At 73.2% G+C, this 15,391-nt stretch carries 11 protein-coding genes; 7 read left to right on the top strand and 4 right to left on the bottom strand.

Going from position 1 to position 15,391, the window contains the following annotated elements; genetic code table 11:
• Nucleotides 1-4: 4 nt before the first annotated feature.
• Both OG689_RS38210 and OG689_RS38205 read right to left on the bottom strand, forming a co-directional pair.
• Entirely contained in the window at nucleotides 5-541 is a 537-nt protein-coding gene (locus tag OG689_RS38210; protein WP_266326180.1) for an isoprenylcysteine carboxylmethyltransferase family protein, read from the bottom strand.
• A gap of 7 nt (nucleotides 542-548) precedes the next feature.
• Nucleotides 549-1,610, bottom strand: a complete 1,062-nt coding sequence (locus tag OG689_RS38205; protein ID WP_266326178.1) for a 3-oxoacyl-[acyl-carrier-protein] synthase III C-terminal domain-containing protein — start codon at nucleotides 1,608-1,610, stop codon at nucleotides 549-551.
• 76 nt (nucleotides 1,611-1,686) lie between these two features.
• Between OG689_RS38205 and OG689_RS38200 the strand changes: the two genes are divergently transcribed.
• Complete coding sequence (locus tag OG689_RS38200; protein WP_266326176.1) at nucleotides 1,687-2,592, top strand: UbiA family prenyltransferase; 906 nt, start codon at nucleotides 1,687-1,689, stop codon at nucleotides 2,590-2,592.
• Nucleotides 2,593-2,791: 199 nt separating this feature from the next.
• Complete coding sequence (locus OG689_RS38195) at nucleotides 2,792-3,973, top strand: AI-2E family transporter (protein ID WP_266326174.1); 1,182 nt, start codon at nucleotides 2,792-2,794, stop codon at nucleotides 3,971-3,973.
• A gap of 96 nt (nucleotides 3,974-4,069) precedes the next feature.
• Here OG689_RS38195 and OG689_RS38190 read toward each other — a convergent pair whose 3' ends face one another.
• Together OG689_RS38190 and OG689_RS38185 are read right to left on the bottom strand one after the other, a co-directional pair.
• Nucleotides 4,070-4,585: a hemerythrin domain-containing protein gene (locus OG689_RS38190; RefSeq protein WP_266326172.1), complete on the bottom strand. Its 516-nt coding sequence runs from the start codon at nucleotides 4,583-4,585 to the stop codon at nucleotides 4,070-4,072.
• Nucleotides 4,586-4,692: 107 nt separating this feature from the next.
• Entirely contained in the window at nucleotides 4,693-6,588 is a 1,896-nt protein-coding gene (locus OG689_RS38185; RefSeq protein ID WP_266326170.1) for an RICIN domain-containing protein, read from the bottom strand.
• Nucleotides 6,589-7,053: 465 nt separating this feature from the next.
• Between OG689_RS38185 and OG689_RS38180 the strand changes: the two genes are divergently transcribed.
• The 5 genes from OG689_RS38180 to OG689_RS38160 all read left to right on the top strand — a co-directional run bounded on the left by OG689_RS38180 (nucleotide 7,054) and on the right by OG689_RS38160 (nucleotide 15,379).
• The gene (locus OG689_RS38180) at nucleotides 7,054-8,466 is read left to right on the top strand and encodes a ricin-type beta-trefoil lectin domain protein (RefSeq protein ID WP_266326168.1); all 1,413 of its coding nucleotides are present in this window, start codon (nucleotides 7,054-7,056) and stop codon (nucleotides 8,464-8,466) included.
• Between the two features lie 61 nt (nucleotides 8,467-8,527).
• Complete coding sequence (locus tag OG689_RS38175; RefSeq protein WP_266327737.1) at nucleotides 8,528-9,682, top strand: alginate lyase family protein; 1,155 nt, start codon at nucleotides 8,528-8,530, stop codon at nucleotides 9,680-9,682.
• Between the two features lie 725 nt (nucleotides 9,683-10,407).
• Entirely contained in the window at nucleotides 10,408-13,065 is a 2,658-nt protein-coding gene (gene lanKC / locus OG689_RS38170; RefSeq protein ID WP_266326166.1) for a class III lanthionine synthetase LanKC, read from the top strand.
• Between the two features lie 89 nt (nucleotides 13,066-13,154).
• Nucleotides 13,155-13,292 (top strand): SapB/AmfS family lanthipeptide, encoded by a 138-nt coding sequence (locus OG689_RS38165; protein ID WP_266326164.1) that lies wholly within the window; start codon nucleotides 13,155-13,157, stop codon nucleotides 13,290-13,292.
• Between the two features lie 326 nt (nucleotides 13,293-13,618).
• Nucleotides 13,619-15,379, top strand: coding sequence for an ABC transporter ATP-binding protein (locus OG689_RS38160; protein ID WP_266326162.1), 1,761 nt, complete (start codon nucleotides 13,619-13,621; stop codon nucleotides 15,377-15,379).
• Nucleotides 15,380-15,391 lie beyond the last annotated feature (12 nt).

Raw genomic sequence — 15,391 nt, 5'->3', positions numbered from 1 at the left:
CCGACTACCGGAGGGCCGGTGCGGCGGCGGGGACGGGCAGGGTGGCGAGGGCGGCGTTCTCGCAGCGCAGCCGGACGGCCAGCAGGGGCAGGTTGAGCAGGGTGAAGCCGGTGGCGGTGAGCCAGTTTCCGTGGACCAGCGGCAGTGCGATCCCTTCGGCCACCACCGCCAGGTAGTTGGGGTGGGCCAGCAGGCGGTAGGGGCCGCCGTCGACCAGGGGCAGGCCGGGCACGACGATCACCCGGGTGTTCCAGCGCGGGCCCAGGGTGGCGATGCACCACCAGCGCAGGCCCTGCGCGGCGAGGGCGAGGGCGAGCATCGGCCAGCCGAGGGCGGGGACGAACGGCCGGTCGGCCAGGGCGGTTTCGGCGAGGCAGCCGGCCAGCAGCCCGGTGTGCAGCAGGACCATCACCGGGTAGTGTCCGGCGCCGTACTCGATGCCGCCGTGCCGCCGGCTCCAGGCGGCGTTGCGCCGGGCGGTGACCAGTTCGGCCAGTCGTTCGAGGGCGACCAGCAGCACCAGCAGGGTGTAGGGGGCCATCGGATGCCTACCAGGTGAGAAGGACGAGTTCGGAGCTGAGGCCGGGCCCCAGCGCGAGCAGCACCCCGGGGGTGCCGGGCAGCGGCGTCCGGGCGGCGAGGGTGTCCCGCAGGATGTGCAGGACGGACGCGGAGGAGAGGTTGCCCACCTCGGCCAGCGATCGCCGGCTCAGCTCCAGCGCCCGGGCCGGGAGGTCGAGCGACTCGCGCAGGGCGTCCAGCACCTTGGGTCCGCCGGGGTGGCAGACCCAGGCGGTGACGTCGTCCCGCTTCAGGTCGTGGTCGGCGAGGAAGGTGAGCACCTCTTCGCCTACGTGCTGCCGGACGACCTCCGGCAGGTCGCTGCCGAGCATGATGCCAAACCCCTGGTCACGGATGTGCCAGCCGAGCAGGTCGGTGGTGCCCGGGTAGAGGTGGCTGCGGGTGGCGACGACGGTGGGCCCGGCCGCGCCGCCCACGGGGGCCTCGGGGCCGACGGCGACGAGGGCGGCGGCGCCGTCGCCGAACAGCGCACCGGCCACCAGGTTGGCCGGCGAGCCGTCGCCGCGCTGGACGGTCAGCGAGCAGAGTTCGACGGAGAGCAGCACGGCGACGTGGTCGGGGTGCCCGCGGAGGTAGTCGTGCAGCCGGGCGACACCGGCTGCCCCGGCCACGCAGCCGAGTCCGAAGATCGGCAGCCGCTTGACGTCGGGCCGTAGCCCGAGCCGGTCGGCGAGCCGGGCCTCGATCGAGGGCGCCGCGATCCCGGTGACCGAGGTGGAGATCACCAGGTCGACGTCCCCGGGGCGCAGGCCGGCCTCGTCGAGTGCCCCGCGCAGGGCCCGCTCCCCCAACTCCAGGGCGCTCTCGATGAAGAGGTCGTTGGCCGCGCCGAAGCCGGCGAGCCCGGCGTACCGCTCCAGTGGCAGGGCCAGGTGGCGGGTGCCGACGGTCGAGGTGGCGTGAAGCCGGTCGAGCGCCCGGCGATCGGCGCCGCCGGCCAGAAAGATCTCCGCCAGGGCGTCCCGGATCTCGTGCTGCTGGTAGCGGTGGGGCGGGAGGACTCCGTGGACGGCCGCGATTCGCGTCATCACCCCATACTAGGGAGAATCGCCAGAAACTTTGCTTATCAGGACATCCCGGGCGGCCGGCGGCTAGCATCGTCGGGTGCGAGAGACCGGAACCCAGCAGGTCGAGGCGTCAGTTCGGCTGCCGGACCATCGTGTTCCGGGGCCGGTCGGCGGACTCGTCCGGGCGTGTCACCCCGAACCCACCGCCGTGGTGACGGTTCTGGTCACCGCCCTGGCGGCGGCCTCCGGCCTCACCCCCACCCGCTGCCTGCTGGTGGGGGGCGCCGTGCTGACCGGCCAACTGTCCGTCGGGTGGTGCAACGACCGGGTCGACCACGCCCGGGACGTGGCCGCCGGGCGGACGGACAAACCGCTGGTCGACGGCGCCCTCCGGCCCCGTGTCCTGGCCCTGGCCGCCGGTACCGCGCTGGCCCTGTGCGTCCCGCTCTCGCTGGCCGTCGGACTGCTCGCCGGCCTCGCCCACCTCACCGGGGTCGGCGCGGCCTGGGCGTACAACCTGGGCCTGAAGCGGACGCCGCTGTCCTGGCTGCCGTACGCGCTGGGGTTCGGCCTGCTCCCCGCCTTCGTCGCCCTGGGGTTGCCCGGCCGGCCCTGGCCGCCCGGCTGGGCGGTGCTCGGCGGGGCGCTGCTCGGGGTCGGCGCGCATCTCACCAACGTCCTCCCGGACATCGAGGCCGACCTGGCGGCCGGGGTCCGGGGGCTGCCGCAGCGGCTGGGCGGCGGGCCGACCCGGGTGCTGGCGGCACTGGTCCTGGGGTCCGCCGCGGTGGTCCTCACCGTCGGGCCGCCCGGTCCGACCGGGACGGCCGGCTGGGCGGCGCTGGGCGTCACCGGCCTGCTGGCGCCGCTGACCGTGCTGCCCGTACCCGGCCGTGCGCAGAGCCGGGTCCCGTTCCTCGCCACCCTGGTGCTGGCCGCCACCGCGGCGGCCGCGCTGCTCGCCCGCGGTGTCGGCCTCGGCCCCGGACCGGGGCCCGGATGACGGCCGGGCAGGGTGGCGGATCGGTGGTCTGGCGACGCGCTCCCGGCGCCCCGGCGGCGGAGCGCCACGGCGGGGCAGGACACGCCGGGGCGACACGCGATCGGGGACCGCGGCCGGTGCGGCGGGAGCCGAGCCGCTCTGACGTAACGTCGGAGGACGGGCCGGCAGGTGGGTCGACACACACGGAAGGCACACCGCGATGACAGCTCGGGCGGCAACGGGGCAGGACCCCGAGCCGGACGGCAGGCCGGACCGCAGGCGCCCGCGGGCGGGCACCCCCGCCACCCGCCGACCGGTCGTCCGCGGCGGCGCCCCGTCCGGCCACCAGGTACCGCCCGGCCTGGAGCACGCGGCCGGGTACGCCTGGCGGCTGCTGCTGGTGGGCGCGACCGTGTACGCCGTGCTGTCGCTGCTGGGCCGGTTGGTGCTGCCCGTGATCGCGGTGTTCGTGGCCCTGGTGATCACCGCGGTGCTGCGCCCGGCCGCCGATCTGATCAACCGCTGGCTGCCCCGCGGGGCGGCCGTCGCCGTCACCGTGCTCGGCTCGATCCTGCTGCTCGCCGGGTTGCTGGCCCTGATCGGCGAGAACGTGGCGGGCGAGTGGAAGCAGCTCGGTGACGAGTTCCGCGGCGGCGTCGACCGGATCGAGCTGTGGCTGAAGGGCGCGCCCTTCCACATCAAGCCGGCCACCGTCTCGGACCTCCAGTCGAAGATCAGCTCCTTCCTCACCGAACACCGCTCCACCCTGGTCAGCCGGGCGGTCAACGAGGCCAGCCGGGTGGTGGAGATCGTCACCGGCGCGGCCCTCGCGCTGTTCTGCTCGATCTTCTTCATCCACTCCGGCGAGGGCATGTGGCGCTGGGCGAAGCACCAGCTTCCGCACGGCGCCCGGGAGACCTGGGACCACGCGGGCCGGGCCGCCTGGCGGACCTTCGCCGGCTACACCCGGGGCATCATGATCGTCGCGGCCAGCAACGCGGCCCTGGTCGGCATCGCGCTGGCCCTGCTGGGGGTGCCGCTGGCGCTGCCGCTGACGGTGCTGGAGTTCTTCGCCACGCTGGTGCCGCTGATCGGCTCCCCGGTCGCGATGGCGATCGCCGCCGTGGTCGCGCTGGCCGCGAAGGGCCCGGTGACGGCGCTGATCGTGCTGGCGCTGATCGTGGTGATCGGGCAGATCGAGGGCCACCTGCTGCACCCGCTGGTGATGAGCTGGGCCGTCCGGCTGCACCCGGTGGCCGTCGCCCTGTCGGTCATCGCCGGCGGCATCCTGGCCGGCGTGATCGGTGCCGTCGTCGCGGTTCCCGTGGTCTCGGTGGTCTGGGCGGTGATCTGCGAACTGCGATTGCGGCGGGAGGCGGCCCGCAGGCCGGCGGCGCCCTGAACCTGACAGCCCAGGCGTACGGCCCGGGCGTCCTGGGCGTCCTGGGCGTCCTGGGCGTCCTGGGCGTCCTGGGCGAGCGTCCGACGTGCGCAGGTCTCAGCGCTGGTCGTCCATCGGCAGGCCCAGCAGGCTCCGGGTGGTTCCCGCCCCGGCCGGCAGCGCGTTGAGCGCCTGGACGATCTGCCGCTCCTCGAAGGCGAAGTGCGAGGCGAGAATGGCGGTCAGACCGTCCAGCTCACGCCGGACCTTCTCGGCCTCCGCCGCGTCCGGGTCGGCCGTGATCCCGCCGAGCAGCGTCTCCAGACTGCGCACGATCCCGCTGACCAGCTGGTGGTCCTCCGCCAACTTGGCGATGACGGGCCGCAGTTCCGGGACTTCCGCGGCCAGCAGCGGAAACGCGCCGTCGTCCTCGCCGGTGTGGTGCCTGGTCAGTACGGAGCAGAACGAGAGGCAGTGCTCCTTCAGCTCCCGGGGCCGCCCGCCGCGCCCGTCCAGGAAGGCGTCCACGTCGCCGCGCAGGGCCGCCAGCTCCTCGCGCAGCCGGTGGTGGATCTCGATCAACTCGTCGCCGAAGGCGGCGAGCCGCTCGTTCGGTCCAGTGGCAGTACCCATGTCCGCCCATCCTAGCCGTGCCCAACGGCGGTCGCGGGAACGGAACGGGGCGGCCGCCGGGGGGAAGTTCCCCGGCGGCCGCCCGTACGGCGGGTGCGCCCGTCAGGTCAGGCCGTCGGCGCGGTCCACTTCTGGTTGGCGGCGCCGGTGCAGGTCCAGATCTGCACCCGGGTGCCGTTGGCCGAGCTGTTGCCGGTGGCGTCCAGGCACTTGTTCGCGGCCGGGTTGACGATGTCGTGCGAGCCGGGCGAGTACGTCCACTGCTGGGCGCCGGAGCCGTTGCAGTCCCAGAGCTGCACCTTGCTGCCGTCCGCGGTGGCCCCGCCGGTCACGTCCAGGCACTTGCCGAGCGCGCGGACGGTGCCGTCGGTGCCGAGCGTCCAGTTCTGCGCGGTGGTGCCGTTGCAGTCGTAGAGCTGCACGGCGGTGCCGTTGGCCGTGCCGGCCGCGGCCACGTCCAGGCACTTGCCGGCCAGTCCGGTGACCGGGCCGCTCGCGCCGCCCTGGTTGCCGCCGGCGCCGTTCCAGGTGAAGGTGGCCGAGGTCTTGGCGGGCAGGTTGTAGGTGAAGTTCTGTCCGCCCCAGGCGACCCGGACGTTCTGCGCGCTGCCGCTGTCGTTGTAGGCGACCAGTGCCTTGGAGCCGTCGGGGTTGACCCAGGCGACGTTCGGGACGGCCGAGTTGGCGGTGGAGGCGATCCGGTAGGCGCCCGGCTTCACGAACTTGGTGAGGTGGCCCATGGTGTAGTACTCGACGGTGTAGTCGACCTGGCCGCTGCGGGCATCACCGTTGTGGACGGTGACGAAACCGGTGCAGGTGCCGCAACCACCGTAGTGCGGGCCCATGTTCTGGTCCACGGCCAGGCTCCACTTGGTCACCGACTTACCCCAGTTGCGGGTGTAGTCGATGATGTTGCGCATGTCCTCCTGCTGCTGGTTGCCGATCCAGGTGCCGCCGGAGTGCTCGGTGTCGAAGGCGTCCACGCCGGGGTACTGGTTGTGCACGGTGGTCTGGGTGGCCACGTCGCCGCCGTAGCCGTGCCAGGCGAGGCCGCCGAAGTTGGGGTGGTTTCGCACGGCGGCGTCGTCCACGGTGGGCGCGGCGTAGCTCGCGTACTGGTCCCAGTTCCAGTCCAGCGCCAGGACCTTGGTGCTCAGGCCGGCGCCGGCCAGCGCGGGCAGCAGGTTGGTCTTGGTGAAGTAGGCGAGACCGGAGCCGTTCCAGCTCATCGACGGGTAACCGGCGCAGCAGGTGGGCTCGTTCTGGACGGTCACGTAGTTCACCGGGACGCCCTGGGCCTGGTAGGCCTGGAGGTACTTGACGAAGTACTGGGCGTAGCTGCCGTAGTTCTCCGCCTTCAGCCAGCCCCCGTTGAGGTTGCCGCTGTCCTTCATCCAGGCGGGCGCCGTCCAGGGCGAGGCCATCACGGTGAGCGCCGGGTTGAGCTGGCGGGCCTGCTTGGTGAGCGGCAGCACGTCGGCCTGGTCGTGCGCGATGGTGAAGTCGGCGAGCGACGGGTCGCTCTGCCCGGCCGGGCGGTCGTCGTAGGTGTAGCCGAACCGGGCCAGGTCGGAGGAGCCCATCGGGTTGCGGACGAAGGAGAGTCCGATGCCGTCGGTGGGCGAGAAGAGCTTGCGCATGGTGTCGTCGCGGGTGGCGGCGCTCAGTGCGCCGCTGCTGTTGAGCAGCCACGCGGCGGTGTCGGTGAAGGAGGCGCCGCCGCCGGTGAACTGCTGGTAGCGGGTGGACTCGTCGACGGTGATCAGCTGTCCGCCGCTGCCGGTGCCCGCGGCGAAGGAGATGCCGGCCTGCTGCTGCAGTCCTCGGGTGACGTGCCGGCCGCCTGCGTCGTCGGTGGTGGTCAGCCAGATCGAGACCGGCTCGCCGGCCGCGTGGGCGGTGCCACCGGTGGCCAGCAGGCCCGCGGCGGCGAGGGCACCGGCCAGCAGGGTGGCGGTCGCGCGGCGGGGCCGTGAACTGTGGGCAGATCGATGCCTGGGCATGGTCGGCTCCGGATTCCGTCGGCCGAGGGCGGGGTGGGACGCGGTCGCGGGTGCGACCGGGGGCGCCTCGGGTGGGGGATCGACACCGGGGAGATGGCCTGGGGAGGGGCAGCCGGTGTCGCGGAGTGATTCAACTCCTGTAACTGTTGGAGCGTCAACCCTTTGGTCTCTACCAATTGTCGCCAAGTCGTGAAGGCAAAGTGCGGGCCTGGGGCCTGATGATCGTTCATCAGTTGACGGATCGACGGTTAGTAAACCTTCCAGTCAATAACCCTTGACGGCGCCCTCCGCGGTCCGGTTGACTCCGGTGCCGAGCCGAGCGGCACCGCACCTCCCGCACCGCCCTCCCCGCACCGGGCCCCCACGCTCGGCCCGCCGTCAGGCGTCCCCGCCCGCACCCGTGCCGCGGACGGACGTCCGCCCCACCGCACGGCCGAACCCCCACGCTGTCCCAGGAGGACACCCATGCGACGCCCCTCACGCCTCACCGCGCTGCTCGCGCCGCTCGCCCTGGCCGCCGGCACCCTGCTGGCCGCCGCCCCGGCCGCGAACGCCGCCGCCAACCCCGGCCCCGGCTTCCCCGCCCAGTACGCCGCGCCCTACGTCGAAACCTGGAACTCCCCCGCCGCGCTCGCCAACGCCCGCAACGCGACCGGGCTCAAGTACTTCACGCTCGCCTTCGTCATCAGCGACGGCAGCTGCAACGCCACCCTCAACGGCAACACCGCCATCACGGACGCCGGCTGGCAGTCGGCGATCAACAGCCTGCGGGCCGCCGGCGGTGACGTGATCGCCTCCTTCGGAGGCGCGTCCGGTACCGAACTCGGGCAGGCCTGCACCACGGTGAGCAGCCTGAAGGCCCAGTACAAGCGGGTGGTCGACACGCTCAACCTCACCAAGATCGACCTCGACATCGAGGGCGGCGCGCTCGGCGACACCACCGCCAACGACCGCCGCAACCAGGCCCTCGCCCAGCTCCAGCAGGAGTACGCCGCCGCCGGGCGCAACCTGGCCGTGCACTACACCCTGCCGGTCAACCCGACCGGCCTCGAGTCCAACTCGATCAGCCTGCTCAACAACGCCAAGAGCCGCGGCCTGAACGTCGGCGTGGTCAACATCATGACCATGGACTACGGCCCCACCCTGGACATGGGCAGGGCCGCCACCGACGCCGCCACCGCACTGCACAACCAGCTCGGGCAGATCTGGACCACCAAGACCTCGCAGCAACTGTGGGCGATGGAGGGCAACACCCCGATGATCGGGGTCAACGACAGCACCAACGAGGTGTTCACCACCGCCAACGCCACCACCCTCACCAACTTCGCCCGCAGCAACGGCATCCAGCTGCTGGCCTTCTGGGCGCTCGGCCGCGACAAGGCCTGTGCCACCAACGGCACCCTGTCCGACTCCTGCAGCGGGACGCCGCAGAGCGCCTACCAGTTCGCGAGCACCTTCAACGCGATCACCGGCGGCGGCACCGGCAACCCGCGCCCGACCGGCCGGATCAGCGGCTACGGCGGCAAGTGCGTGGACGTCGCCGCGGCCTCCAGCGCCAACGGCACGGCCGTCCAGCTCTACGACTGCAACGGCACGGCCGCCCAGAACTGGACGGTCGCCGCGGACGGTTCGCTGCAGGCCCTCGGCAAGTGCCTGGACGCGACCGGCGCCGGCACCGCGAACGGCACCCAGCTCCAGCTCTGGGACTGCAACGGCTCCGGCGCCCAGAAGTGGCAGGCCGGCAGCGGGGCGACCCTGGTCAACCCGGTCTCCGGCCGCTGCGTGGACGCCACCGGCCCCAGCTCCGCCAACGGCACCCGGCTGCAGCTCTGGGACTGCTTCGGCGGCGCCAACCAGCAGTGGCTGCTGCCGGCCTGACCGGGCCGACCCCGAAGGAGAGGACCACGCCGTGCACCGTCACCTGCGCAAGCTGCCGGCCCTGGCCGGATTGCTGGCCCTGCTCACCTCGGGCCTGGGCAGCGCCCCCGCCGCCGAGGCCGCACCCACCACCTTCGCCCACCCCGGAGTACTGAACAGCCGGGCCCAACTCGACTTCGTCCGGGCCAAGGTGAAGGCCGGCGAGCAGCCGTGGAAGGCCGCCTACGACCAGATGCACGCGAGCAAGTACGCCTCGCTCAGCCGGACCCCCAAGCCGCGGTCGGTGGTGGAGTGCGGATCGTACTCCAACCCCAACATCGGCTGCACCGACGAGCGTGAGGACGCCATCGCGGCGTACACCCTGGCGCTGGAGTGGTACATCACCCAGGACAGCCGCTACGCGGCGAAGGCCGTCCAGATCATGGACGCCTGGTCCGGCACGATCACCGATCACACCAACAGCAACGCACCGCTGCAGACCGCCTGGTCCGCGTCCAGCTGGCCGCGCGCCGCCGAGATCATCCGCTACACGTACACCGGGTGGGCGAGCGACAAGGTCACCCGCTTCTCCACCATGCTGCGCAACGTCTACCTGCCCAAGGTGGTCAACGGCAGCAACAGCAACGGCAACTGGGAACTGAGCATGAACGAGGCCACCATCGGCATCGCGGTGTTCCTGAACGACCGGACGGTCTACGACAAGGCGGTCGCCAAGTTCCGCGGCCGGGTGCCGGCGTACATCTACCTGGCCTCGGACGGCGCGCTGCCGAAGACCGCACCGGGCAGCGGCCTGAGCTCCCGCGACCAGATCGTCTCCTACTGGCAGGGCCAGGGCACCTTCGTCGACGGGCTCACCCAGGAGACCTGCCGGGACTTCACCCACACCGGGTACGGGCTCTCGGCGATCGCCCATGTCGCCGAGACCAGCCGGATCCAGGGCCAGGACCTCTATCCGGAGGTGGCCGACCGGCTCCGGCACGCCCTCGGCTTCCAGGCCAAGTACGAGCTGGGCACCGCCGTGCCGTCCTGGCTGTGCAACGGCAGCCTGGACAAGGGCCTCGGCCCGGTGACCGAGGTGGGCTTCAACGCCCTGCACAACCGGCTCGGTTACGGCATGGACAACACGCAGGCGCTGACCGAACAGCGTCGGCCGGCCGGGACGGACAACCTGTTCACCTCCTGGGAGACGCTGACCCACGCGGGCAATCCGGGCTGATCGGATCCCGTGTGCCGGGAGGGGCCCGGGGTGACGCGCCGACGCGGCGTCACCCCGGGCCCGTTCGCGTTCCCGCCGGCGGTGGGTCCCGCCGTCCGGGACCAAGGGCGCCCGAGGACGGCCGGGAAATCACGCGGGCGACCGGACGGCCGGACGCATTGCCCTTCGAATCAGGCAGGCAGAAATTCGATCGTTATTAGTACAAAGAATCGACACTTATTCATTCGTTCGCGTTTCTTCGTCGAATTCGCGAACATCCTCCGGCGACCACCGGCCGGCGCACGGGTGAACCGACCCCGCGTACGCCGCCGCGACCGCCCCGCGCCGATGGGCGCCCCCACCCCACCGTCGACCGGATGTACCCTCACATCCTGCCAGCTCAGCGGAGGTCCGTCGAGGCCCGGCCGCCTTCGGCGGCAATCCGCAACCGAGCCCCGAATCCCCTTCGGGTACATACCCCGGGCCGGACCGGCGCGCGTCCGCCCGCTCCGGCTCGTTCGAACGGCGACCCGTCACACCGGAGTGAACATCGCCCCGAAATACCTTCCTTTGCACTGTTGCGTACGAACTCGTGATGACCCAACAATTCGATAGTCGCATCACGGCCCGGGAATGTCCGGGCCCCCGTCGCCGGCCCGCCGGCGGCCCCGGCCTCCCGGGCGGGGCGCGGATGCCGGCGCCTTCGCCGCCCCACCTGCGGACGTCCCGCACCGAAGAGGGTTCCGATGGACAACCAGTACGAGGCCTACGCCTACGCCGACCCGCTGTTCTACGACTCGCCCCGCCGCTGGGGCGCCCAGGAGGAGTTCGCCGCCGTCGGCCGCCCGCTGCCGGCCGGCTGGGAACGCGGCGAGCTGGAGATCTGGGCCGTGGTGCGCCCCACGGACGTCCAACTCCCTTCGCAGGGCTGGAAGATCCACGTCTCCTCGTGCGCCGAGGACGCCGAGGCGGTGCTGGAGGAGGTCTACGCCTACTGCCTGCGCGAGCACCTCACCTTCAAGTTCCTGCGCGGCCTGCCGATCCTCCAGGTGCAGAACTCCAAGTACTCGCCGCGCGGCTCCAGTGGCAAGTTCTGCACGATCTACCCCGTGGACGACGCCGAGCTGGAGCGATGTCTCGACGGCCTCGGCCGGCTGCTCGCCGGGCGCCGGGGCCCGTACATCCTCAGCGACCTCCGCTGGGGCGAGGGCCCGCTCTACCTGCGGTACGGAGGGTTCGCGGAACGCCACTGCCGCAACGAGGCCGGAGAGCGGGTGCTCGCCCTGGAAGGACCGGACGGGCGGCTCGTCCCGGACGTCCGCGGCGCCGGCTTCGCCGTCCCCGACTGGGCGCCGGTGCCGGCGGTGATCGCCCCGGCGGTGGCCGAGCGCGCGGCGCAGCGGGACTCCGGGCTGCCGTACATCGTGGAGCGGGTGCTCCACTTCTCCGACGCAGGGGGCGTGTACCTGGCCCGGGACGGGACCGATGGCCGGCAGGTGGTGCTGAAGGAGGCCCGGCCGTACGCGGGGCTGGACCAGCGCGGTGTCGACGCGGTGGCCCGGCTGCGCAACGAGCACGACATCCTGGCCCGGCTGGCGGGGGTGCCCGGGGCGCCGGCGCAGCACGGGCTGCTCACGGCCTGGGAGCACGAGTTCCTGGTCCAGGAGTACGTCGAGGGCCGCTCCCTCAGCGAGTGGCTGACCGCCAACTACCCACTGATCCACCCGGACGCCGACGAGGCCACGGTGGCGCAGTACACCCGCGAGGCGCTGGGGATCGTGGAGCGGGTGGAGCGGGCGCTGGCCGCCATCCACGCCCGCGGAGTGGTCTTCGGCGACCTCCACCCGCGCAACCTGATCATCCGGCCGGACGGCGACATCTGCTTCATCGACTTCGAACTCGCCAGCACCGTCGACGACTTCGTCCGTCCGGCGCTGGGCGCCGCCGGCTTCACCGCGCCCAAGGGCTACACCGGGACGCAGATCGACCGGTACGGGCTGGCCGCGATCCGGCTCTGGCTGTTCCTGCCGCTGGCCCAGCTGACCGCACTCGACCCCGGCAAGGCCGGCGAGCTGGCGGACGTGCTGGAGCGCCGGTTCCCGGTGCCGCCCGGCTACACCGAGGAGGTCCGCCGGCTGCTCGGCTCCTCCCCCGCCGACGGCCGTGCCCCGCGCCCCGAACTCGGGCAGCGCCGGGCGGAGACCAACGCGCTGCTGACCGCCCCGGCAGCTGACTGGCCGCGACTCAGGGACTCGCTGGCCGCCGGCATCACGGCGATGGCCACCCCCGAGCGTCCCGACCGGCTCTTCCCCGGCGACGTCGCCCAGTTCACCCGCGGCGGCCTGGGCCTGGCCTACGGCGCGGCCGGCGTCCTGTACGCCCTGCACGTCACCGGCGCCGCCGTCGACCCCGCGCACGTCCACTGGCTGGTGCGCGCGGCCCGCAACCGTCCGGCGACGCCGGGGCTGTACTTCGGCGGGCACGGCGTGGCCTACGTGCTCGACCTGCTGGGCGAACGCGGCGAGGCGCTCGGCCTGCTGCGGCGCCTCGGCACGGCGGCGGACGAGGATCCCGGGCCGGGCCTCGGCACCGGCGCCCCGGGCACGGCCCTGACGCTGCTGCACTTCGCGACCGCCACCGGCGAACCCGGGCTGCTGGACCAGGCCCTGGCGCTCGCCCGCACCTCGGCCGACGCCCTGGAGAAGGCCGGCCGCGGGGACCCCAGGCGCCGGGCCGGCCTGCTGGCCGGCGCCTCCGGCACCGCCCTCGCGTTGGTCCGCCTCTACGAGCACACCGGCGAGCACGCGCTGCTCGACCAGGCCGAACACCTGCTGGAGCTGGACCTCGACCGGTGCGCGAGCGTCGCCGACGGTACCTTCCAGGTGGTCGACGGCCGCCGGGTGCTGCCCTACCTGGAGACCGGCAGCGCCGGCATCGGCCTCGCCCTGGACGCCCTGCTGGCGCACCGCCCCGACAGCCCGTCGGCCGGCCACGAGGCGTCGATCCGCCGGGCGGCCGAACCCGAGTTCATCATCCAGCCCGGTCTCTTCAACGGGCGGGCCGGCCTGCTCGGGTACCTGGCGCTGACCCAGCACCGGGCGGACACCCGGGCCGGTACCGGGGCGGCGGACGGGACTTCGACAACCGACGGGACCTCCGCCGCCGAGCCGGCCCCCGGCGCGGCCCTGCTCGCCCGGCAGCGTGCCCTGCTGGCCCTGCACCAGGTCTCCTACCGGGGTGAACTCGCCTTCCCCGGAGACCATTTGCTGCGGCTCTCGGCGGACTTGGCCACCGGCTCCGCCGGCGTGCTGCTGGCGCTGGGCACCGCCCTGGCCGGCACGCCCTTCCTCCCCTGGACCGGCCCGTCCGGCGCGCCCGCGCCGACCGCCGGCACCCCCGGCTGACGGGCCCACCGGCCCGAACGCCCAGGGCGCGCCCCCACCGACTCCCGGCCGCCGGCGGGCGATCCACCCTCTTGATGAAGGAGACAGTCATGGCGATCCTCGACCTCCAGACCATGGAGCTGCCCGAGACAGAGACGGCCCCGATCGACGACACCCTCGCCAGCACCAGTTCGCTGAGCGTCCTCAACTGTGGCACCAGCACCGTCAGCACGCTGATCTGCCTCTGAGCCGTGCCCTCGCCCGCAAGGGCGGGTGACACGGCGGAGCCGGCCGGGCCTTCGGTACGGGCCCGGCCGGCCACCGGGCCGGAGCGGCACACCGCCGCTCCGGCCCGGTCCGCCTTCCGCCGCTCCGCCTCGCGCGAACCCACCCGCCGACTCCGAACCCACCCGCCGACTCCGAACCGAACCGCCGACTCCGAACCGAACCGCCGGCACCACCCCGCGGGCGACAGCAGAGCCGGCAACACCCCGCGGGCGCAACCACCGCCCGCACCGCCCGCACCGCCCGCACCGCCCGTCAGCGACAGCTCCGAACCACCAGAGAGGTTGCCGTGGCCGACCAGCCCCCTCCCCCCGCCCCCAGCGCGCCGGACCGGGTGCGGCTGCGCCGCGACCTCACCGCCGAGCCCGGCCGGCTCACCTGCGCCCTGCTGCTCGCGCTCGGCGCCACCGCGGCGGCCCTCGCCCTGCCGCTGCTGGTCCAGAAGATCATCACCGACTTCTCCGCGCACCGCCCGCTCGGCCCGGACGTGCTGATGATGTGCGTGGCAGCCGTCGGCGGGGCCCTCACCCAGGCGGTGTCCGGGTTCCTGCTGGCCAGGATCGGCGAGCGGATGACCTACCGGCTGCGGATCCGCATCATGGACCACGCCCTGCGGCTGCCGCTGGCCGTGGTCCGGGCCCAGGGCACCGGTGACCTGGCCGCCCGGATCACCTCGGACGCCATGCTGCTGCGCCAGGTGGTGGAGGTGGCCACCCAGCTGCCGCTGGCGGCGCTGACCGTCTCGGCGACGCTGCTGGTGATGGTGTGGATCGACTGGGTCCTCACCCTGGTCACCGTCGTGTCGCTGGCCGTGCTGACGGTGCTGGTGGTGCTGATCCTGCGCCGGCTGAAGGACACCGTCACCGGTCAGCAGAACGCGGTCGGGCAGATCGCCCAGCGCTTCACCGCCGACCTGGAGGCCCTCACCACCATCAAGGCCTACCGGGCCGAGCCGGTGGCCGCCCGCGCGCTGGCGGCGGACGCCGAGCGGCTGCGGGCCGTCTCGCTGCAGGGCGCCCGCCTGGGCGCTTTGATCCCGGCGGCGCTGACGCTGGGCAACCAGCTCGCGATGATCGCCGTGATCCTCACCGGCGGCGCCCGGCTGGCCGCCGGCGATCTCCAGGTGGCGGCCTTCGCCGCGTTCCTGCTGTACCTGTTGCAGACCGTGCCCTCGGTCAGCACCCTGGCCACCGGGTTCGGCCGCCTGCAGTCCGGCCTGGCCGCCCGGGACCGCTGCAACGAGCTGCTGGCCCTGGCTCCGGAGAGCGATCCCCAGGACGCCGGACGGATCGCCCCGACCCCACTGCCGGGCGCCCCCGCGGTGGTGTTCCGCTCCGTCTCCTACACCCATGCCGGGGCCGGCGACGCCGCTCTGCGCGGCATCTCCTTCACCACCGCCCGCACCGGCCTGACCGCCGTGGTCGGCCCGTCGGGGGCCGGCAAGAGCACCACGCTCTCGCTCATCGACCGGTTCATCCGGCCGTCCTCCGGCTCGATCAGCGTGCTCGGCCACGACGCCCGGCAGTGGCCGCTGGACGCGCTGCGCGCCCGGATCGCGTACGTGGACCAGGCGTTCACCCTGCTGGAGGCCACCGCCCGGGAGAACCTGCAGCTCGGCCGTGTCACCGAGGCCAGCGACGGCGAGCTGGCGGCCGCGCTGGACGCCGTCGGCCTCACCGAGGACATCGCCCGGCTGCCGCAGGGCCTGGACACGCCGCTCGGCCGCGAGTCGGACCTGTCCGGGGGCCAGCGCCAGCGGATGGCCCTGGCCCGCGCCCTGCTCTCGGACGCCGAGATCGTGCTGCTGGACGAGCCCACCAGCCAGCTGGACGGGCTCAACGAGCAGCGGTTCCGGGCCGTCGTGCAGGACTTGGCGGCCACCCGGGCGGTGATCGTGGTCGCCCACCGGCTCTCCACCGTCCAGCACGCCCACCACGTGATCATGCTGACCGGGGGCACCGTGGTCGACGCGGGCGACCACCCCACCCTGCTGGAGCGCTGCACGCCCTACCGGGAGCTGGTGGCCAGCCAGCGCGTGCCGGCGCACTGAGCCGGCCGGCGG

The sequence above is a fragment of the Kitasatospora sp. NBC_00240 genome, from assembly GCF_026342405.1.
In the GTDB taxonomy this organism is placed as follows: domain Bacteria; phylum Actinomycetota; class Actinomycetes; order Streptomycetales; family Streptomycetaceae; genus Kitasatospora.
The sequence above is the reverse complement of the archived record's forward strand: the minus strand, read 5'-3'. Positions and strand labels throughout refer to the sequence as shown.